At 50.7% G+C, this 21,500-nt stretch carries 17 protein-coding genes; 10 read left to right on the forward strand and 7 right to left on the reverse strand.

Annotated elements, in window-relative coordinates:
• Positions 1 to 30 precede the first annotated feature (30 nt).
• From pulA to CD05_RS0112760, 5 genes are all read left to right on the forward strand, one after another.
• Entirely contained in the window at positions 31 to 2,007 is a 1,977-nt protein-coding gene (gene pulA, locus CD05_RS0112740) for a type I pullulanase (RefSeq protein ID WP_028510809.1), read from the forward strand.
• A 16-nt stretch (positions 2,008 to 2,023) separates the two neighbouring features.
• Positions 2,024 to 2,857 (forward strand): hypothetical protein, encoded by an 834-nt coding sequence (locus tag CD05_RS0112745; protein WP_028510810.1) that lies wholly within the window; start codon positions 2,024 to 2,026, stop codon positions 2,855 to 2,857.
• Between the two features lie 231 nt (positions 2,858 to 3,088).
• Complete coding sequence (locus tag CD05_RS0112750) at positions 3,089 to 4,501, forward strand: NAD(P)/FAD-dependent oxidoreductase (protein ID WP_028510811.1); 1,413 nt, start codon at positions 3,089 to 3,091, stop codon at positions 4,499 to 4,501.
• A gap of 1 nt (position 4,502) precedes the next feature.
• Positions 4,503 to 5,780, forward strand: a complete 1,278-nt coding sequence (locus CD05_RS0112755; protein ID WP_028510812.1) for an FAD-dependent oxidoreductase — start codon at positions 4,503 to 4,505, stop codon at positions 5,778 to 5,780.
• Positions 5,777 to 6,127, forward strand: coding sequence for a DUF1667 domain-containing protein (locus tag CD05_RS0112760; protein WP_028510813.1), 351 nt, complete (start codon positions 5,777 to 5,779; stop codon positions 6,125 to 6,127). Before CD05_RS0112755 ends, CD05_RS0112760 begins: the two co-directional genes overlap by 4 nt.
• A gap of 477 nt (positions 6,128 to 6,604) precedes the next feature.
• Here CD05_RS0112760 and CD05_RS0112765 read toward each other — a convergent pair whose 3' ends face one another.
• Genes CD05_RS0112765 through CD05_RS0112775 form a run of 3 tightly spaced genes read right to left on the reverse strand, consistent with a single transcriptional unit; the run spans position 6,605 to position 9,757 of the window.
• Positions 6,605 to 7,681 carry a TraB/GumN family protein gene (locus CD05_RS0112765; protein WP_028510814.1) on the reverse strand — a complete coding sequence of 359 codons (1,077 nt, stop codon included), beginning with the start codon at positions 7,679 to 7,681 and terminating at the stop codon, positions 6,605 to 6,607.
• Between the two features lie 22 nt (positions 7,682 to 7,703).
• Entirely contained in the window at positions 7,704 to 9,026 is a 1,323-nt protein-coding gene (locus CD05_RS0112770; RefSeq protein ID WP_028510815.1) for an ABC transporter permease, read from the reverse strand.
• Positions 9,026 to 9,757: an ABC transporter ATP-binding protein gene (locus tag CD05_RS0112775; RefSeq protein ID WP_028510816.1), complete on the reverse strand. Its 732-nt coding sequence runs from the start codon at positions 9,755 to 9,757 to the stop codon at positions 9,026 to 9,028. The genes CD05_RS0112770 and CD05_RS0112775 overlap by 1 nt, the downstream gene beginning before the upstream one ends.
• Positions 9,758 to 10,008: 251 nt before the next feature.
• Between CD05_RS0112775 and xylA the strand changes: the two genes are divergently transcribed.
• The 5 genes from xylA (at position 10,009) to CD05_RS0112800 (ending at position 16,075) form a co-directional block, all read left to right on the forward strand.
• A complete protein-coding gene (xylA, locus tag CD05_RS0112780) occupies positions 10,009 to 11,334 on the forward strand; it encodes a xylose isomerase (protein ID WP_028510817.1) in 1,326 nt (441 codons plus the stop codon).
• Between the two features lie 544 nt (positions 11,335 to 11,878).
• Positions 11,879 to 12,256, forward strand: coding sequence for a YegP family protein (locus CD05_RS0112785; RefSeq protein ID WP_028510818.1), 378 nt, complete (start codon positions 11,879 to 11,881; stop codon positions 12,254 to 12,256).
• 97 nt (positions 12,257 to 12,353) lie between these two features.
• Positions 12,354 to 13,130 (forward strand): hypothetical protein, encoded by a 777-nt coding sequence (locus CD05_RS0112790; RefSeq protein ID WP_028510819.1) that lies wholly within the window; start codon positions 12,354 to 12,356, stop codon positions 13,128 to 13,130.
• A 97-nt stretch (positions 13,131 to 13,227) separates the two neighbouring features.
• Positions 13,228 to 15,285, forward strand: coding sequence for an alpha-amylase family glycosyl hydrolase (locus CD05_RS0112795; protein WP_037323773.1), 2,058 nt, complete (start codon positions 13,228 to 13,230; stop codon positions 15,283 to 15,285).
• Between the two features lie 121 nt (positions 15,286 to 15,406).
• Positions 15,407 to 16,075 carry a hemolysin III family protein gene (locus CD05_RS0112800; RefSeq protein ID WP_028510821.1) on the forward strand — a complete coding sequence of 223 codons (669 nt, stop codon included), beginning with the start codon at positions 15,407 to 15,409 and terminating at the stop codon, positions 16,073 to 16,075.
• Positions 16,076 to 16,132: 57 nt separating this feature from the next.
• On the opposite strand, the gene CD05_RS0112805 is transcribed toward CD05_RS0112800, so the two are convergent.
• The 4 genes from CD05_RS0112805 to CD05_RS0112815 are packed head-to-tail and all read right to left on the reverse strand — an operon-like array spanning position 16,133 to position 21,285.
• A complete protein-coding gene (locus CD05_RS0112805; RefSeq protein ID WP_028510822.1) occupies positions 16,133 to 18,484 on the reverse strand; it encodes a VWA domain-containing protein in 2,352 nt (783 codons plus the stop codon).
• A 32-nt stretch (positions 18,485 to 18,516) separates the two neighbouring features.
• On the reverse strand, positions 18,517 to 19,230 hold the full coding sequence (locus CD05_RS21350; protein WP_084262181.1) for an ABC transporter substrate-binding protein: 714 nt from the start codon (positions 19,228 to 19,230) through the stop codon (positions 18,517 to 18,519).
• A complete protein-coding gene (locus tag CD05_RS21355; protein ID WP_051589007.1) occupies positions 19,142 to 19,789 on the reverse strand; it encodes an ABC transporter substrate-binding protein in 648 nt (215 codons plus the stop codon). The genes CD05_RS21350 and CD05_RS21355 overlap by 89 nt, the downstream gene beginning before the upstream one ends.
• Entirely contained in the window at positions 19,786 to 21,285 is a 1,500-nt protein-coding gene (locus CD05_RS0112815) for a diguanylate cyclase (protein ID WP_028510823.1), read from the reverse strand. The genes CD05_RS21355 and CD05_RS0112815 overlap by 4 nt, the downstream gene beginning before the upstream one ends.
• Between the last annotated feature and the right edge of the window lie 215 nt (positions 21,286 to 21,500).

A 21,500-nucleotide genomic window follows, 5' to 3' on the forward strand; every position in this document is an offset into this window, starting at 1 on the left:
CATTATAAAAAAAGAGGTCAGATAGTAAGAATGATAAAGATTACCGATTATGAGAAATTTGACAGAGAAAATGCCTATGACGGGGACGATCTGGGTGTCACGTTCCGTGACGGGAAGACTGTTTTCAAGACCTGGTCGCCGCTCGCAACGGGCGTTTATCTCAACCTCTACCTTGACGGTGAGGGAGACAATCTGATAGAAACGCTCCCCCTCGAAAGGCTCGATCGGGGCGTGTGGTACATCGAGTTCTGGCGTGAGATGGACGGTGTATTCTACACCTATTCGTATGAATTTGATCACATGAAGCGTGTTGAAACTATCGACATATATGCAAAAGCCGGCGGTGTAAACGGCAACAGGGGCGCTGTGATAGACCTGCGCTCGACCGACCCGGCAGGCTGGGAACGCACAGGCCGTGTGGAATGCCCGTCGGCGTGCGATGCTATAATCTACGAGTGCCATGTGAGGGATTTCTCGGCTGACGAGTCAAGCGGCGTTTCCGACTGGGAGAGAGGGCGTTTTCTTGCCTTTACCAAGTCGGGCACAAAGTGCGGAAATGTCTCCACCTGCCTTGACCACCTGATAGAGCTCGGCATAACCCACGTTCAGCTGCTGCCGATATTCGACTATGCGACGGTCGATGAGAGGATACCCTTCTCGTCGCAGTATAACTGGGGCTATGACCCGAAGAATTACAACTTCCCCGAGGGCTCATACTCAACAAACGCATCAGACTGCAAAAGGCGCATAAGAGAGCTCAAACAGCTTATCATGACGCTGCACGAGCACGGCATAGGCGTTATAATGGACGTTGTGTACAACCACACATACTTTACCGAGGAATCGGCCTTCCACAAGTCTTTCCCCTACTACTACCACAGGCTGACACACGACGGCAAGTTCTCAAACGGCTCGGGCTGCGGCAATGAGACAGCCTCGAACCACGCTATGATGCGCAAGTTTATGATAGATTCCCTTAAGTTCTGGGCGACCGAGTATAAGCTCGACGGCTTCCGCTTTGACCTTATGGGGCTTCACGATATCGAGACTGTCAACATCATAAGAGACGAGCTAAACAAGATATCCCCCCAGATCCTCATGTACGGCGAGGGCTGGACAGGCGGTGAATCACCCATGCCGTCAGACAAGCTGGCCTACAAGTGGAATTCCTACCAGTTCGGCAGAGTGGGGCTCTTTAACGACAACCTAAGAGACTCGATAAAGGGCGGCACCTTCAACCAGTACGACAAGGGCTATGTTTCGGGTAACTTCAATGCCACAGGCGTTTTAAAGCGTGGCATAGTAGGCTCTGTGCCCCACTGGCAGCTAAAGGACGTAAACGAAGCGTGCTGGGCTTTTGAGCCGACGCAGGCGATAAACTACTGCGAAGCGCACGACAACAACACCCTATGGGACAAGCTGTGCATCTGCTCAAAGCACGAGAGCCCGGTAGAGCGCAGAAAAATGGCAAAGCTCGCAGCGGCTATCACGATACTCTCGCAGGGCGTGCCTTTTATACAGCTCGGGCAGGATTTTCTCAGGAGCAAGCCGAGGATACTTGCCGAGGGCGAGCAGGCAAACGACATAAACATCTACGACCACAACTCATACAACTCCCCCGACTTCACCAACGCCATTCGCTGGAACAAGAAGGAGGAGAACATAGACGTATTCAACTACTACAAGGCGCTCATCAGGTGCAGGCGCAACAACCCGCTTTTCCGCCTCAGCGTAAAGGGCGATGTTGAGAGATACCTGAGATTTTACGACTCAGGCTACAACGACCTTATCATCTACTCGCTGCGTGACGACAACGACGAGCTGATAGTTTACATCAACCCCTACAACGAGGACAAGTATTTTGACATACCCTACGGGCAGTATTACATACGCCTCAATGAGAACGGCAAGATGAACAAGTTCCCGATAAATCAGAAGCTGAGGATACCGGCTATCAGCTGCATAGTCATCAAAAAGCTCAAACAGCACCCGTATATCAGGCACTGAGCGAGGAGGAGATATCATGCGCTGCTATAAGTGTGCAACTGAATATGATGACAGCCTGAGTGCCTGCCCCAATTGCGGTGCGGCAGCGGCTGTGCCTGTTATACCCGATATATCTGCCGGAAAGCCTTCGGGCAGGGCAGCATCGCCTGTTAAAGAGCCAAAGGCCGTATCTCCCGTGATATCGCAGCAGGCCGTATCTCCTGTCATAGAGCAGCAGCCGGAAGCGGCAGAAGAAACGCTCGCTGCAAGTCTTAAAAAGGCAAAGATGATAATAGCAGTGCTCTCGGCAGCACTTATCATAATGACGGCAGCCGTCGTGATGCTGCTTATCGACCGCAGCAGCATCAAGGCAGAGAGCAATCCGGAAAAGCACCGCAACAGCAGCGTGTCTCTGTCCGATTCAAGTGCATACAAGCCCGGGCACACGACCAAGGGCTCATATGAAAAGTCAAACATCGCTGCACATATGGTCTTCGCCGCAGCGAACCAGTACGCCACAGAGCGTGAGATGGCAGGCGACCCGATACCCTACGGCGTAGTGTTCTCAAGTGCAGACATAGGCGTTACGAGCCCGAACATAATCGATGAATACGGCACTGTCGAGAACCTGACCAACACCATTCGTGACAGCTTAGGCTACGAATACGGCAACTACGAGTGGGTCGTGACCTTCAACGGCGGTGTGCCGGTAGCTGTATACGCAGCCCCTGATATGTATTCCCTGAACATCGGCTCATACCCGACTGAGGCCTACAGTCAGAGCCTTATTTCCATGTCCGACGGCAAGGGCACAGTCTCCTACGAGTATGTTGACGAATACAAGTCGGCAAACGACATATACGGAAGCTGAGAGCGCCTGCTTTTAGCAGGCTAAAAGAATAAAGAATAAAGAAAAAAGAATAAATAATAATAGAGGTATCGCCTTCGGCGATGATTTAAAATGTCATCGGTCGGGCGATACCTTTTTTATCCTGCTGTGGGCTTTTACTTACTTATGCTTGATTTTTTATTGCATATATGCTATAATTTATTATGCAAGCATCGAAAATTTTATGCAATTGACATATGGGAGGTAAGGATAATGGTTGATGTTGTTATCATCGGCGCAGGGGCTGTCGGGTGTGCGGCGGCTATGGAGCTTTCAAGATACAGGCTCTCGGTGTGCGTTGTTGACAAGGAAAGCGATGTCTGCGAGGGCACTACCAAGGCAAATTCCGCAATAGTCCATGCAGGCTTTGATGCAAAGCCCGGCACTCTTAAGGCAAAACTCAACGTGCGTGGCAGCGAGATGATGGAGGAGCTGTCGAAGAAGCTGCAGTTTGCCTACATCAGAAATCAGGCAATGGTGCTCTGCTTTGACAAGAATGACCTGGGCGCTTTAGAGGAGCTAAAGGCCAAGGGCGAGAAAAACGGTGTCAGGGAGCTTAGCATAATAACAGGCGACGAGGCAAGAGCATTAGAGCCTAACCTTACTGACGAGGTGCAGGGCGCTCTGCTTGCAAAGACCTCGGCCATAGTCTGCCCGTTTGAGATGACGATAGCCTTTGCGGAGAATGCTTTGGCAAACGGTGTGGAGTTCAAGCTCTCGACCGCTGTCACCGGGATAGAGAAGACAGCGGAGGGTTTTGATATACAGACCACAAGGGGCAGCATTGAGGCAAAGACCGTGATAAATGCAGCAGGCGTATATGCTGACAGGATACACGGCATGGTGTGCAAGACACCGCTTAAGATAATACCAAGAAAGGGCGAATATATGCTCATGGACAAGGAGAATGTGCCTACCGTGAGCCGGACTATATTCCAGCTGCCGACGAAAATGGGCAAGGGCATACTCGTGACCCCGACAGTTCACGGAAATCTCCTTGCAGGGCCGACGGCGCAGGACATTGACGACAAGGAAAACACCGCCACCACAGGCGAAGGCCTTGCAGAGGTAAGGGCAAAGGGCTCATTATCTGTCAAGAACGTGCCGTGGGGCAAGGTGATAACGAGCTTTACCGGGCTTCGTGCAGTCGGCGAGAGCGGAGATTTTATGATCGGTGAGAGCGACACCGAGGGCTTTTTTGATGCAGCAGGCATTGAATCCCCGGGGCTTACAAGTGCGCCTGCTATCGGTGAATACCTCTGCGAGCTGATAGCAAAGAGGATACCGCTTGAGCGGAAAGAGAGCTTTATCGACACAAGGCAGGGGCTTATACACTTTGCCCAGCTTGACGACAAGGCAAGAGATGAGCTTATAAAGAAAGACCCTGCATACGGCAAAATAGTCTGCCGCTGCTGCACAGTCACCGAGGGCGAGATAAGAGATGCTATCGACCGTCCGCTCGGGGCGACGACGCTTGACGGCGTAAAAAGGCGCACAGGTGCAGGCATGGGCAGGTGTCAGGGAGGCTTCTGCTCGCCGACAAGCATGGCGCTTATTGCCGAAAAGCTCGGCATAAAGATAGAAGCTGTCAGGAAAAACGGCGTTTACGAAAGCGAGGTGCGCTGATATGAAGACGCAGTACAACATCATTATCATAGGCGGCGGCCCTGCCGGAATGGCAGCAGCTATAGGCGCTAAGGAAGCAGGAGAAGATGACATACTTATCCTTGAACGTGACAGCGTGCTCGGCGGCATACTAAATCAGTGCATACACAACGGCTTCGGCCTGCACACCTTCAACGAGGAGCTGACAGGCCCCGAATACGCCGAGAGGTTCGCAGTAAAGGTAAGTGAGCTTGGCATACCGTATGAGCTCAACACAATGGTGCTCGGTGTATCAGCGCTTGATGACGGCAGCAAGGCTGTATCGCTCATAAGCCCGACAAGGGGCGCTGTGACGCTCACAGCAAAGGCCGTGATACTCGCTATGGGCTGTCGTGAAAGGCCGAGGGGTGCATTAAACATACCCGGTTTCCGTCCGCAGGGGGTATACACCGCAGGCACGGCGCAGAAGCTCGTAAACTTAGAGGGCGCTCATGTCGGCAAGGAGGTAGTTATCTTAGGCTCGGGCGACATAGGGCTCATCATGGCAAGGCGCATGACATTGGAGGGGGCGCACGTTGCGGCCGTGGCAGAGCTTATGCCCTATTCGAGCGGCCTTAAGCGAAACATCGTACAGTGTCTTGATGACTACGGCATACCGCTGCTTTTAAGCCACACGGTAGTTGACATAAAGGGCAAGGAAAAGCTCGAAGGCGTATACATCGCCGAGGTAGACGAAAAGCGTGCGCCGATTCCCGGCAGCGAGGTATACTACCCCTGCGACACGCTGCTGCTTTCCTGCGGTCTGCTGCCAGAAAACGAGCTTTCTTTAGCCGCAGGCGTTGAGATAGACCCGAGGACGAACGGCGCATATGTAAACGACAGCCTGGAAACGAACATCGAGGGCATATTCTCCTGCGGAAACGTGCTGCACGTTCACGACCTTGTTGACTTTGTATCAGAGGAGAGCCGGCGTGCCGGAGAGAATGCCGCACGCTGCATCAGAGAAGGCCGCAAGGACTCAGCAAATGAGGTCAGCGTGACTGTCGGAAACGGTGTGAGATACACTGTTCCCTCAAAGATAAACATATCCTCGCTGCCCGAGCAGACGCACATCAGGTTCAGGGTGACGGGAGTCTACAAGAATGTGAGCATAGTGATAAAGTCCGGCGAGACAGAGCTTCTGCGCCGCAAGAGCATGATACTCGTACCGAGCGAGATGCTCGACATAATACTTAAGCGTGAAAAGCTCGAAAATGTCAGCGAGGAGATAAACGTATATCTTGAGGAGGTGGGGTCATGACCAAGGAGCTTATATGCATAAACTGCCCCATGGGCTGCGCTCTCACAGCCGAGGTAGAAAACAATGAAGTTATATCGGTAAAGGGCAACACCTGTCCGAGAGGTGAAAAATACGCAAAGACCGAGCTTATTGCCCCTGTACGCACAGTCACCACCACTATGATGACAGACAGCGGCAAGCCGATACCTGTAAAGACACAGTCACCTGTCCCGAAGGAGAAGATATTCGATGTCGTAGCTGCAATAAAGGCACAGACTGCCCGGCTGCCGGTCAGCATGGGCGATGTGGTACTCTCCGATGCAGCAGGCACCGGGGTGGACATAGTCTGCGGAAGGAGTATGCTTTAGGCAGGTGTAACGCTGCGCTCAGTGAATAGTGAATTGCGCCAAAGGCGTACACCCGAAGGGTCGAGGTGGCGCATGAGCCGACAAAGCCGGCTCGAAAGCCCCTCGGTGTACCCTATGGGAACGAGAGGGCTGCCTTGAAGGTAAGCACCCGGACGTTTCAGCTCAGGGCAAGGGCTTTGCCTATCCCTACGCTACGGTAGGGGGGCTTTCCGGTCGCCCCCCTGCGTCAGCGAAGCTGCCGCCACCCCCTTCGGGGATATCCCAACACTTACGACAAGGAAGAAGAAGACGAAGACAGCCCACTTCGGACTTGCCTTTCCTCAGTCACATACCGCCCGAATGGGCATCTCGTCGGCGTAAGCCGACACCACAACTGTTACCTGTTACCTGTTAACTGTTAACTGACCAAGCGGCGCAATGCATTATGCATTATGCATTCTTAATTAAAAAAGCCAGCCTTGCGGCTGGCTTTTGCTGTTATATCTGCTCGACCGTGTAGCCTTTTTTCTGAAGGAGGTCGATTATGCCGCCTTCGTTCAAAAAGTGGGCAAGGCCTACCATGAAGAAGGTGTTGTTGTGCTCTTTTAAGAGCTTTTCGGCAGCGTCTGCCATGCCAGTGTTTCGGTCGTAGAACATCTCTTTAGCGTATTTCTCAAACAGCTTTTTCTGCTCGTCATTTTCAAAGCCTTTGCTCTCGGCATCAAACTCGCCTGTGACAAGCTGTGTGACAGTTTCGATGTCGCCCGACTTCCACGCAGCGTACATCTCTCTGTTGTTCTCAACGACTGCCTCGTAGCTGTCGCCGTTGTATCCGCCAAGCAGCAGGTCATAAAGCTCGTCGGAGAAGTTCATCAGCATATCGAACTGGAAATCCGCCCCCTCGACCTCATATACCTCCTTGCCGTCTTCGTGCGCCTGAGTGCTCAGCGTGATGTCAAGCCCCTTGTACGGGTCGAGCCCGAGGGCTCTTACGACATACGTTTCGCAGACCGTCAGGAGCATCCACGGCTTGTATTTCTTGTACTTATCCATAGTGCCTGCACCGTCGGCTTTTTCTAAAAAGGCCGTCAGCCCGTCCACCGTCTCGGCAGAAAGGTGCTGCGCTATCGTCTCGCCGCTGTCGCTGTAGAGCGCCTGATTGGTAAGGTTCAGCTGCGTTGTAAGATCCTTGCTGAATGCGTAGAGGTCCATTTCGCAGGCCACCACCTCGGCGGCGTTATAGCGCTCCGTTATCCTGTCAGGCAGGGGGTAGCAGTCATCACTGAGTGCGTGCATAGTGCCTATGAGCGTCATCTCGTGGCCGTCGCTCGAAGTCACCTTCCACATAAGCGGCGTGATATCCTCATGCGTCTGCTCATCGGGCTGCGAGCTTGAGTCAGACACTGACGTATTATCCTGCGGCAGCGTCACGGTGGCACGGGTAGTGGTCGTGCTGCTGTCGTCTGACAAGCTGCTTTCAGATGATGACGAGCTGCTCCCTCCGCCTAAAGAGCAGGAGGTGAGCATCACGGCTGCCGTTATTAATGACAAAAACGCCTTTGTTTTTCTGAACATAATAGCATTCTCCTTAGAAGGCTTAGTCCTCGTTGCTTGCTTCCTTCTGCTTCTTCTTGCCGAAGGAGAGGGTCATGGTGAATATCCTGTCGCTTGTGAAGACCTTTACTGCAAAGCCCATGCACACTACGAGAAGCACTGCCTGATATGCAAATCCGCCCCAGAAAAGCGACATCTTGCCGAGCATTACGTTCTGTGTTGCCATGAATGTATGTGTGAAGGGTATTGCGTATACCACATATTTGAGTGCCGGGCTAAGAGTTGAGATATCAACGAACATCGACAGCATATAGGGTATCATTGCGAGTAAGGATATAGGCATTATGTAAGACTGTGCGCTCTTTGAATCCTTAACGAGCACGCCGAGCACGAGGGATACGGAAAGTGTGATAAGGATAGTCAGAAACATCTGTATGCCCACCAGCACATAGTCGCCTACCGACATGGTAAGGCCTAAGTTTTTGAGTATCTCGTCAAGATTATCGACAGACTCAGAGGTCATGTTTGACAGCGAGCTTGTCATCTTATTCATGCCGAACATATAAACTATCGCATTAAGGCCTGCAACAACGCCTGCTGCGAGCATCTTTGCAGAGAGCACCGAAAGTCTTGAAACAGGTGCAGAGAGCAGTGTTTCGAGGGTCTTGTCGAGCTTTTCGTTCGCAACTGCGTTGAGTATCATCTGAGAAGAATAGATAACGAGCACGAACACCATGATAGGCAAAAACATATTGCTCATCTGTGTTGCGCTGACAACGAGAGCTGCCGACACCTTCTCTGACTTATCGCCTACTATAGTTGTCTCCTCGACTGTAACAGGTGCTTCGAGCATTGTCACTTCCTTATCGAGAAGTGCGCCCGAGTTGACCTTTGATGAATAGAATGCGCTCTTTACAGCCGCATTGATAAGAGAAACTGCATTTGACGAGCCTGTTGAAACGTTAGACATAGTCGAGAGCGAGTTCATCTTTGTGATATACAAAAGAGTAGCCTGCTCATTGTTTTCGATAGACTTTGAAAAGCCCTCGGGGATTATCACCACGTTTTTGATATCGAGCCTGTCAAGCTCAGATGCGTAGTCATCGCCCTTTACATCGACGTATTTTACATCGTTCTTTTCGCCGCCGGCAGGGTTTTCAAGGAAGCTGAGCACTGCCTTGGTGAATTCCGTGTCATCGAGGTTGCAGATAGTTATCTCGCCGCTTGCCTCCTGCGCTTCTTCAACTGCGCCTGACATGGCACTGCCTGCCATCACCATTGCTACGACTGTGAATATCATGGTCATAAGTGTGGTGAGCGTGAGCATTTCCTTAAGCTCTTTTTTGAAAAGGATCATGAATTTCATCACAGCTTCACCACCCTTTCAAATACTTCTTCAAGGTTCTGCGCTTGGTATTTTTCTATGAGCTCCTTAGGCTCGCCGACCTCTAAGAGGTGACCCTTGGCTATTATGCCCACCCTGTCGGAGACATATTCTATCTCAAGCATATTATGCGACGAGAGCAGGAAGCTCATGCCCTCCTCGGAAGCGAGCTTTTTGAGCATACGCCTTACATCGAGTGCGTTTATGATATCAAGACCCGAGGTGGGCTCATCGAATATCGCAAGCGCCGGTGTCGGCATGATAGCACGGGCTATGAGCAGCTTTCTTGCCATACCTCTTGAATAGCCGCCTATCTTGTCCTTAAGCCTGTCGCCGAGGCCGCATATCTCCTTGGCACGCTCGACATACGCATCAGCCGATGCCTTGTCCTTAGCATAGATGCCTGCCATGAAGTTCAGGTAGTCGATGCCTTTCATATTTTTGTATGCACCGGCTTCGTCTGGCAGGTAGGTTATATTCTCCCTGACCTTTTCCGGCTCGGTGAGTATGCTGTGGCCTGCGACCAGTGCATCGCCCTCTGTTGCTTTGAGGAGCGTCGATATCATTCTGATAGTCGTGGTCTTGCCGGCACCGTTAGGGCCGATGAGTGCGAATATCTCGCCCTTGTGAACATCAAAGGTAACGCCCTGCGAAGCATAAACACCGGGTTTATACTGCTTGGAAAGCCCTTTGACTTCAAGAACCTTTTCCATTTTTCTTTCCCCTTTCATATACTGTGCGTCTTAAATATGCACTATACTATTTATAATACCATATACAGGCGGCATAGTCAATAATTTTTGGAAAAATATATGCATTATATAAATATACACGCTTTAGTTTTTTCGGCTTTTAGAATATCTTTATATGATTTGTCACAAAAAACAGTTGACAAGGGTGGGGTTTTTGGTGTAAAATAATAGTATCGACATTTTAAAAAAATAACGTTATGGAGGTCAATATTATGGCAGAGTTTTTTGCAAATATCCCGAAGATCAAGTACGAAGGCCCGCAGTCAACCAATCCGCTCGCTTTCAAATACTACAACCCCGACGAGGTAATAGGCGGCAAGACGATGAAGGAGCAGCTCAGGTTCGCTCTTTCCTGGTGGCACACAATGGGCGGCGACGGCACTGATATGTTCGGCTGCGGCACAACAGACAAGACATGGGGCGAGGCTTCCCCCGAGGCAAGAGCAAAGGCTAAGGTAGACGCTGCATTTGAGATAATGGACAAGCTCTCTATCGACTACTTCTGCTATCACGACAGAGACATATCTCCTGAGTACGGCTCTTTAAAGGAGACAAACGAGAAGTTTGACGAGCTTATAGACTACATCGCAGAGAAGATGAAGGCTGACCCTTCAAAGAAGCTGCTCTGGGGCACAGCCAAGTGCTTTGACCACCCGAGATATATGCACGGCGCAGGCACATCGCCCTCGGCTGATGTATTTGCATACGCAGCAGCTCAGATAAAGAAGGCTATCGACTCGACCATAAAGCTCGGCGGCAAGGGCTATGTTTTCTGGGGCGGCAGAGAGGGATACGAGACTCTGCTCAACACAAACATGGGTCTTGAGCTTGACAACATGGCAAGACTTATGAAGATGGCTGTTGAATACGCAAGAAGCAAGGGCTACGACGGCGACTTCTACATCGAGCCCAAGCCCAAGGAGCCCACAAAGCACCAGTACGACTTTGACACAGCTACAGTTATAGGCTTCTTAAGAAAGTACGGCCTTGACAAGGACTTCAAGATGAACATCGAGGCTAACCACGCAACACTTGCACAGCACACCTTCCAGCACGAGCTGAGAGTTGCAAGAGACAACGGCTTCTTCGGCTCAATCGATGCTAACCAGGGCGACCCGCTGCTCGGCTGGGACACTGACCAGTTCCCGACAAACGCATACGATGCAACACTTTGTATGTACGAAGTCATCAAGGCAGGCGGCTTCACAAACGGCGGTCTCAACTTCGACGCTAAGGCAAGGAGAGGCTCCTACACACTCGACGACATCTTCTACAGCTACATCGCAGGCATGGACACATTCGCACTTGGCTTAAGAGCTGCATACAAGCTCATCGAGGACGGCAGAGTTGACAAGTTCGTTGACGACAGATACGCTTCCTGGAACACAGGCATCGGCAAGGACATCATCGACGGCAAGGTAGGCTTTGAGGAGCTTGAGAAGTACGCACTTGAAAAGGGCGAAGTGACCGACTCCCTTACAAGCGGCAGGCAGGAATACTTAGAGAGCGTTCTCAATCAGATAATGTTTACGCTCTGATACAACAGCATAATTACAGGCCGTCTCCGGGATTTTTCCGGGGGCGGCCTTTTTAGTGAAGAGTGAATAGTGAAGAATGAATAGTGAATAGTTGTGGTGCGGCTTGCGCCGCTTATGCCCATTCGGGCAATATGAAGCTGAGGAAAGGCAAGTCCGAAGGGGGTGCAAATCCAACGGTTTAGCTGAAACCGCCCGACCAACAGGCCGATATGGCGCTCGTCTGCTTGCGCAGACAGCCAAGTTTCGCAAAGCGAAACTTGCAATAATCGGCGCAAGCAGGACACCTCAATTCTTCACTATTCATTCTTCACTATTCACTATTCACTAAGCGCAGCGTTACCGCCCGAATGGGCATAAGCGCCGTCAGGCGCACCATACCTGTTACCTGTTACCTGTTACCTGTTACCTGAAAAAAGGGGCAGCTTCTCATTTTGCATAAAATCATACAACATTCCGCCGGAACATTGACAAATGATATAATTTATATTATAATAGAAATAAGACGGATCGTCTTGAATATCTGATCGAAAGGCAGGGAATATCAATGGGAAAATTTGTTGTGAAGAAGACTAATACGGGCTTTACATGGTCGCTTAAGGCAGGCAACGGCGAGGTGGTCGCTATAGGCGGCGAGGTGTTCAATACTTTAGCATCAGCTAAGGGCGGCTGTGAGAGCGTGGCTAAAAATGCTCCGACAGCAAATCTTGAAGACCAGACGGCAGAGGGCTTTGAGACCGCTAAGTGCCCGAAGTTTGAAATATATACCGACAAAAAGGGTGAGACACGCTTCCGCCTTAAGGCAACTAACGGCCAGGTCATCGCAGCAAGCGAGGGCTATACCACAAAGGCTGCCTGCAAAAACGGCATTGAGAGTGTCCGCAAGAATGCAGCAGATGCTCCCATTGAGGAAATAAAGGACTGAGCTTTGACACACAGTCGCATATCCAAAAACGGGCGGCTTATACCGCCCGTTTGAGATATACGGCAAAGGCTCTCACAAGGGACAGATAACTAACATCATGGGTTTACTCAGCAGTATAGAAAACAAGACCATAGTTGACAGCTTCAGGGACGAGGAAACGGGCGCCCCTGTCAAGTTCGTGGTGGCGGATTACAAGCACCCGTTTTGCAAAAAGGACGATATAAGACGCATAGAGTTCCAAAACGGCGAGAGCTTTCTTTACTCATCGGTGTATCTGAGTGAAAAGCGTATCTTCCAGCCTATGTACCCCTGCGCACAGCGTATTGCCGACTGCTTCTTTAAAGAAGACCCGCCCGACAAGGCACTGGTGCTCGGAGCTGCCGGCTGCACGCTGCCGAGATTTCTGATACAGCGGTATGATGACTGCTTCGTTACAGGCGTTGAGTACTCACAGCAGCTTATTAAAATAGCCAAAAGGCACTTCATCACCGAAAAGATGAAAAGCCGCTTTGAGATAGTCAACGACGATGCATTCATGTTTGTCAAAGAAGCCCCGGATAAGGACTATGACGTGGTCTTCGTAGACCTTTTTGTGGCGGAAAAGATACATTCGAGCATATTCTCGCAGAGCTTTACTGACGACCTCTACAGGATATGCCGGAATGGTTCCGTGGTCGTATTCAACCTGTTCGGGACGGACGGGCTCAAAGCTCAGCGGTTTGCCGAGAGCATAGCCGCCCCCTTTGATAAGCGGTATGTTTTTGAAGATTACAGGAAATTCTTCCTCTGCCTTGCAAAGACGGGCGACGTTCTGCTGCTCTCCCGCTTTGAAAAGCGAATGACCCGCTACGCCGATTTGGTGTGCAAGGTTTAGACAGATATTGTCGCCGCAGGCGACACCATAATTATGCATTATGCATTATGCATTATGCATTATATAGGCGGTGAATGATTTGAAAAAACGAAACCTTATGCCTACAAGAAAAATAAAGGGCTTTGATGTGCGCCCGGGGTTTTACGACCTCAACGGAGCAACGGCGCTTGACAATGCCGTGAATTTCACGATACACTCGTCAAACGCTACGGCCTGCTCGGTGGCACTTTTCAGGCGCACCGAGACAAAGCCCTATGCCGTGATACCTATCCCCGATTCGTTCAGGATAGGCGACACATGGAGCATCATCATCTTCGGGCTCGATATATATGAATTTGAATACTGCTACAGGCTCGACGGCCCCTATGACCCGAAAAAGGGGCTTATCTTCGACAAGTCAAGAAACGTGCTCGACATATACGCAAAGGCGGTAACAGGCCAGAGCGTGTGGGGCGCAAAGCCCAAGGGCGACGGCAGCTACCACGCAAGAGTACACGCCGACCTCTTTGACTGGGGGGATTTCAAGCAGCCAAACGTTAAATTCCAGGATCTTGTGATATACGAGATGCACGTCCGTGGCTTTACAAACGACTGCTCGTCCGGTGTGCAGTCGCCGGGCACGTTTGCAGGGCTCATGGAGAAGATACCCTACCTCAAAAAGCTCGGCGTCAATGTAGTAGAGCTTATGCCGATATTCGAGTTTGATGAGCTTGAGGGTGCGAGAATGTACGAGGGGCAGCAGCTCTTAAATTACTGGGGCTACAGCCCGACCTGTTTCTTTGCGCCGAACACGAGCTACGCATCAGCCATAGAATACAACCGTGAGGGCGACGAGCTCAAAGCGCTGATAAAGGCGCTGCACGAAAACAACATCGGCGTGTTCCTTGACGTGGTGTTCAACCACACATCAGAGGGCGACGAGCGTGGCACGGCTTTCTCATTCAAGGGGCTCGACAACAGCGTCTACTATATGCTCACACCCGACGGCAAGTATTTCAACTTCTCGGGCTGCGGCAACACCTTTAACTGCAACCACCCTGTCGTGCGTGACTTTATACTCGACTGTCTGCGCTACTGGGTAGTGGAATACAGAGTTGACGGCTTCAGATTCGACCTTGCGGCCATTCTCGGGCGAAACGAGGACGGCTCGCCTATGACCGACCCTCCGCTGCTCGAAAGCCTGGCATACGACCCTATCTTAAGCAAGGTAAAGCTGATAGCCGAGGCGTGGGACGCAGGCGGGCTCTATCAGGTAGGCACTTTCCCGGCATTCGGCCGCTGGGCTGAGTGGAACGGGCGCTACCGTGACGACCTGCGGCGGTTCTTAAAGGGCGACAGCGGCCTTGCACAGGCGGCAGTAAACCGCATAACAGGCTCGGCCGACATATACGACACCGAAAAGAGAGGTGTCAACGCATCGGTAAACTTCCTCACCTGCCACGACGGGTTTACGCTTTATGACCTATACGCCTACAACGAAAAGCACAACGAAGCCAACGGCTGGAACAACACCGACGGCGCAGATGACAACTACAGCTGGAACTGCGGCGTCGAGGGCGAGACTGATGACCCCGACATAGAGAACTTGCGCATACGCATGGTCAAGAATGCATTCTGCACGCTGATGATGTCAAGGGGCGCTGTGATGTTTCTGGCAGGAGACGAGATGTGCAACACCCAGTACGGCAACAACAACCCCTACTGTCAGGACAACATTATCTCATGGCTCGACTGGTCAAGGCTAAACAAATACAGCGAGATGGCTTTCTTAGTCAAAGACCTTATAGCCATAAGAAAGAAGCACCGCTGCATAAGAAAGAACACCCAGCCGATATCGCTTGGCTACCCGAACATCACCTGCCACCACGGCAGGCCTTGGAACGACAAGCTCTCAGAGCACGACCACGTTATAGGCATAATGTATTCCGGCAAGAACAAGCAGGGCGCTGACGATGCGGTGTTCTTTGCGCTCAACACCTACTGGGAGAGCGTTAACATTGAAGTGCCCGAAATGACGGGATTCAGCTGGAAAGTGCGTGTATACACAGGCATTCGCTACAACAAGAACGCAGACTTTGCCGAGGCCATGAACTTCCGCGGCAACCGGCTCACCTTAGGCCCGAGGTCTGCGGTGATACTTATTTTGCAGCAGTAGCTGTAAAACAGGTAACAGGTAACAGGTAAGGTGTCATGCTTACGCAGGACGGAGCGAAAGAGCACCCATGAAGACAGATCCCGATCCATCATTAAACATTGATAAGGAGATATGACCCGGTATGACAAAGACTTCGGCTGTTGACAAGCGTGGAGGCAAGCGGTACACGCTCGGCGAGGAGATATTCAATTCTATAAGCCACGGTGTCGGCGGCGGTCTGTCTATCGCAGGCACTGTGGTGCTCATCGTGATAGCGGCGATACATTCCGATGCGTGGGGCGTTGTAAGCTCGGCGATATTCGGCGCATCACTCATTATCCTGTACACCATGTCCACCCTCTACCACGCCATAACCAACCCCACAGCAAAGAAGTTCTTCCGCATAATGGATCACAACACTATCTTCTTTCTGATAGCCGGCACATACACCCCGATAACGCTCGTGCCGCTGCGGGGTGCGCTGGGCTGGGTGATATTCGGCATCATCTGGGGCGTGACTGTCTTAGGCATAGTGTTTAATTCGGTAAACCTTGAAAAATTCAAGACCGCATCGCTTATCTGCTACATCGTCATGGGGCTTGCGATACTCACAGTCTTCAAGCCGATGATAGAAGCAGTGCCGCTTAGGAGCATCGTATATCTCTGCATAGGCGGCGGCTTTTACCTTGTGGGCGTGATATTCTACGTCAAGAAAAACATACGCTATTTCCACTCGATATGGCATCTTTTCACGATAGGCGGCAGCATATTCCACTACTTTTCTATCGTGCATATTATTATAGGCAAGTGAATAAAAGATAAGACCGTTCCCCATTTTTCGGGAAACGGTCTTTATTATATCATTCTGTCAGTGTACCTGAACATCTGTGAACGAGAGGCCTACCTGCTTGCCTTCGTATGTTGCATTGAAGGTGAACTTGGTGTCCTTGAAGGTCGCCTTGTCGCCGGAGATATCAAACACGCCGCCGAGGTTCTTTGTGATGTATATCTTCTGAACATCGCTCGGGTAGTTTGAATCGTATATCTGGAGAACATACTCGTTGTGGTTGTCCGAGTCCTGGATAAGGCCGATAGCGTTTACAGCGTGGCTGTTGTCTATCATTGTGACTACGGGTATGCCCTTGCTGAGCTGCTCCTGAAGCCTTTCAAAGCCTTCGCTGCCGCCTATGAGGTTGTATTCGTCCTTGCTGTCGTCCCACTGCATTGCGTTGTAGTGGTAGAGAGCCTTCAAAAACTCAACATCGTCCTTTGAATATGCGTCCTTTATCTTGTCTGCGCCGCCTGCGATATCAAGGGCTAAGAACTCGACCTTCGACCAGTCAAGACCCTCGGTGTCGTACTCTATAGCCTTCCAGCCGCTGTCCTCAGCCTCTGTCTTTACCGAGGGCTCTACCTGGAGCACCGAACCCTCGCTGTTATAGTCAAGATACTCGGAAACGTCTGCAAACTTGCTGCCGAGCGCTGAAACTGTGACCTTTGAGAGCGGGTCGTTGGAGTTGTACTTGGAAGCTGCTGCCGTGCCTGTAAGGTCGTAGCCGTCTGTGCTGACCTTGTCCTTGGCATCGTCCTTCGGGTCGATGCCGGGCATCGAAAGGCGGAGGTTGCCGAGATACCAGTCTCTTGCCATAAGAGCCATGCCGAAGTCCATATTTCTTGTTGTCGTAGTTCTGAAATTCTTGAATGTAAAGCCGTTTGCTGAGGGTGCGAAGTTGGTGTTATAGAGCGAATAGCCCCTCACGCTGTCGGTCGTGTCGTTGTAGTTTACGATATCGTAGTTGAGCGCTGTTACTATCTGATTATAAACTTCGTTGAGAGCGTTTGCGTCAGATGCTGTGAAGTATTTGCCGCCTGTCTCGCTTGCCATTTCCTGGAGCCATTCTCTGTCAACGTCCTTGCCGAGGCCGACTGTCAGGATAATGATATTCTTCTTCTTTGCAAGAGCTGCGAGCTGCTTTGCTGTCTTGGCATTTGTCTCGTCCGACTGGCCGTCTGTCAGCATTACGAGGATATTTCTGTAGTTGCCGTTTAAGCCCTGCGTGAACTCTGCCATACAGTTCTCAAGCGCTCTCTGGCTGTATGTGCCGTTGAAGTTCTTTTCTGCGAGCGTTTCGTTCTTTATCTTTTCAAGTGCGGAGGAAGCGCTCTTTTTATCTGTCGTGAAGGGAACGAGCCTTGTATACTGTGCGGTATACTTGCTTATCATTATCTCGACGTTATCCTCTATCATGCCGATAAGCGAGTTTGCAAAATCTATTCTCTTGAACTCCGTGTCGTTCTCAGGAGTTGTGAAGCCGTTCTGGACGAAGCTCTTTGAATACATCGAGCCGGAATCATCGACCAGGAACGCTATCCTTGTGGTAGCCTGCTGGTTGACAGTCTTCTCAACGCCGACAACGTATGTGGTGAACTTGTTTATATCGGCGGATATCGTGTTATCCTTCTTGTTATACCTGGAGCTTACCTTCTCATACTGGAGGGTAGAGGAATCAAAGCTGAGCACTGTAAGATCCTCGGGCTTATAGCCGAGGTTTCTTATCTTCTCGCTGTCGAGCTTGAAGGTCACGGTAGCGCTCTTGAAGGGATATTCGCCGTAAACGTCGTATGCCTTGCTGACGATAGAGCCGTTTACTGCGATTCCGAAAAGCTCCAGCTCCTCGACTGTGGTGTTGCAGATATTTGCATTGCCCCTCAGGTCAACGGTTATCTGGCCTTCCCTTCTCGTGGCAGTGACCTCTGTCTGCGAGTCGTTTTTGCCGTCGGTAGATGCGTTTCTGGGGTTTAAGCCTACCATTATCTCGTAGCCGTCGAGCAGGGTGTCGTTATCTGTATCCTCATTGAGAGGGTCTGTTCCGATAGCGAGCTCGTCGCCGTCTGAGATACCGTCGCCGTCAGTGTCCTCGCTCTGGATATTGGTCTTTTCAGAGACCTCGTTCTTGTTGGTGACACCGTCGCCGTCCCAGTCGCCCTCGTCGGGGAAGTCCGGCTCGCCGATAAGCATATTGGTGTCGAGCAGCAATACGGCGTTCTTTGCCTTTGCTATCCTGTCCCTCTCCCTGTTCTGCTTTACGGTGATGAACGAGGTTATAATGCCGCCCACAACAAGCACACCGAGCACAGACAGGATTATTTTCTTTTTCCTTGCCTTGGCCGCCATATTCTGGGTAAGCGTTTTACTCATTGGTATCTGGTTTTTTGCCATTTATGTGACCTCCAAAATTTTATATTAGCAGCTTATTTGTCAAGTGCCTGAGTTATTATCTCTCTCATCTGCTTTGCAGCCTCGGGTATCTCCATGCTGCCGTCAAACACTTTTCCTGAAAGCTCATCAAACCCTGAGATGAACTCAGCCGTCTCGGTATAAGGCGAGAGCAGCTTGATATTCGGGGTGTGTGTCTTGCGCATCTCGTCGGCTTCTATCTGTATGCCGTCTATCATATCGTTTGCTTCGAGCACCTCAAGCGAGCTCTTGCTGGCAGGAACGCCGTTTTCAAGGCCTCTGAGCTTGGCCATTTCCTGCGAGCTGAGAAGGAACTCGACGAGCTTTGCCGCCTCCTCGGGGTGCTTGGTATGGCCGCTTATACAGTAGAGCGAGGTAGGCTTTGCATACCAGCCGTAGACTGCTGCGCCCTCTATCACGGGGTAATCCGCAACAGCTATCTCATTGCCCTTATCCCGGCAGGGGGCAACGTAATACGCCGCATCAGATATCCACATGACCGTGCCTGCGGCTTTGCCGTCTTCAAAGTCCTTCCTGTCACGGTCATCTATTATCTTGGTAACGCCCTTATCGACAAGCTGCTTGTAGAAATCGAACATCACCTCGAAGTCCGCTTCATCAAAGCCGAGGCTGCCCTTTTCATCGAGCATACGCTTGCCTGTCTTCTGCTCTGTATAGGCTATGCAGAGGTAGGTGCCATGCCGAGCTTGGTGAGAGCCTGAGCACATATATGCCGTCCTTATTCATGATCTCGGCGGCCTTGAAGTAGTCGTCCCACGTTGTCGGCATGGGCAGCGAATACTTATCAAACAGCGTCTTGTTGACATAGACGGTCTGGGCGTTCATGGATATCGGGATACCGCAGAGCTTGCCGTCTATCATGCCGTATTCGAGCACGCTGCTGTCAAAGCTGAGAAGGTTTATCGTATCACAGAGCTTTCCGAGGTCATAGAACTCATAGCCCTTCTTGCTGTACTCATACAGCCAGCCGAAGTTTATCTGCATGACATCAGCCTCGCTGTGCGAGCTTATCTTTGAATCCATTCTGTCCTTGAAGCCTGCCCATTCTGCGTATCTGGGGTAGACAAGCACGTCCTCGTTCTGTTCTTCAAAGATCTCGATAGCTTCGGTGGTATATTCATGCCTTACGTCCTTGCCCCACCACGAGAAGGACAGCTTTATGCGGTCATTATGCTCAAAGTGCTGGTCGGCAGGGCTGCACGAGCACATGATGAGCATCACAGCGGCTGTTGCGGCTGCCGCTGCTCTTTTGATCCGGCGCTTCATCTGTCCTCACCGTCCTTTCTGGACTCGGTGCGTCTGTAAACAGTAAAGCAGCCGCCGCCCTTTTGCTTGGATACTCTCAGCGCCTCGTCGGCGTTTGCCACAAGCCCCTCATAGGTATCGCTCGAAAGAGGATAGAGCGCTGCACCGACGCTGACTGTTATCTTATAGTGCTTATTATCGTCAGCGAATGTGCTGTTAAGGCTCTCGCAGAGGTCTGCACACTTATGTTCAAGAGTGGAAAGGCACTTGAACAGGTCAAAATCCGTCACATCAGCGAGCGTTTCAAACTTATCGCCGCCAAGCCTGCCTATTACGGCGCTCTCACCGAACACCGACCTGATAAGGCTCGACACCTGGAGTATCGTATCATCGCCCTTTGTACGGCCGAGACTGTCGTTTATCTCCTTAAGGTTATCTATATCTATGAGCACAAGGCCGTAGCAGCTGCCCATAGGGCTCGATTCGAGAGTTTCTATTATCATATCCTCAGTGGAGAATTTATTTGTGAGCTTTGTGAGCCTGTCAACACCGTCAAGGCCTGATGCGTAGAGCTGTGCAAGAGCTGCCGCAGAGAGCTTTCTTGTGATGAAAAGCGATATAAGCGCACTGAGAAGGGCAGCGCTTATACCGATTATGAGCAGCGAGGTGAACTGCTGCTTGTTCTCCTGATTGAAGCGCTCCTTCGAGAAGACGCAGACTGTGCGCCAGTTGTCGTTGATATCATCAGTCGCCACATAGTAGTCTTCATCGGAGATAGTGGTATTATGCTCATCGGTTATCATCGAGAAAAGGCGGTTATCTATATGGTTGCCGGACATATCCTTTATCTCGGAATCGGCAGTGAAGATAATGTTGCCGTCCTTATCAATGATATTTGTCTTAGCATCGGCGATGCCTGTTACGTCCTTCATTCTGCGTTCGACCTCTTTGGTATAGAGCGAGACTGTCATTATCGCATGGTCATTGACCCTCTTGACAAAATAGAGCTTATCGAAATTGCCGCCGTAGCCTGTGCCCCAGTTCTGTATATTCTCGCCTTTCATAAAGCTGTTAAGAGCCGAATACACATCGCCGCTGAAAGCATCTCTCGTGCTGTCGGTTATGATACCTGCGGTGCTGCCGTCGTCATAGGCGATACCGTAGTCAGCGTAGTAATCCGACAGGCTCATCTCGAGCAGCTCGGCAGTTATCTCGTCCTGCTGCTTATGTATCTCTGTGATATCCATTTTGCTCTCGTCGGGGTAGAAGTTCTTATGCTCGCACCGGAAAAAGGCCTCGGTGCTTTTCTGTGTCGAATCCATAAAATCGACCATACGCTCTTTTAGCAGCGAGCTCGCAAATGAGGTCATGCTGCTGACGTTGCGGTCCTTAGACTCGGTCATTTTGGAATACATCATATAAAACGCCATAACAAGAACAGATATAAGGATAACGCAGTTTGATATTATCAGAAGATTTCTGGTATTCTTTATATGTGAAGACTGATTGTTTTTCATCATCAAACCACCTGTAATGCATAGTGAACGCACTGTCATACCTGTGCATTATAAAGTATAGCATATTATGATTAATAAAAATATTAAAATTAATGAATAAAGGACAATTATTAGTTAAATTTCCTATTACAGCCCGAAAACCGCTTTTCGGAGAGGGTGAGCCGCTAAAAAAACATTCCCCGAAGTCTGAAAACTCCGGGGAAATGCATTTTTTA

The sequence above is a fragment of the Ruminococcus sp. NK3A76 genome (assembly GCF_000686125.1).
In the GTDB taxonomy this organism is placed as follows: domain Bacteria; phylum Bacillota; class Clostridia; order Oscillospirales; family Ruminococcaceae; genus NK3A76.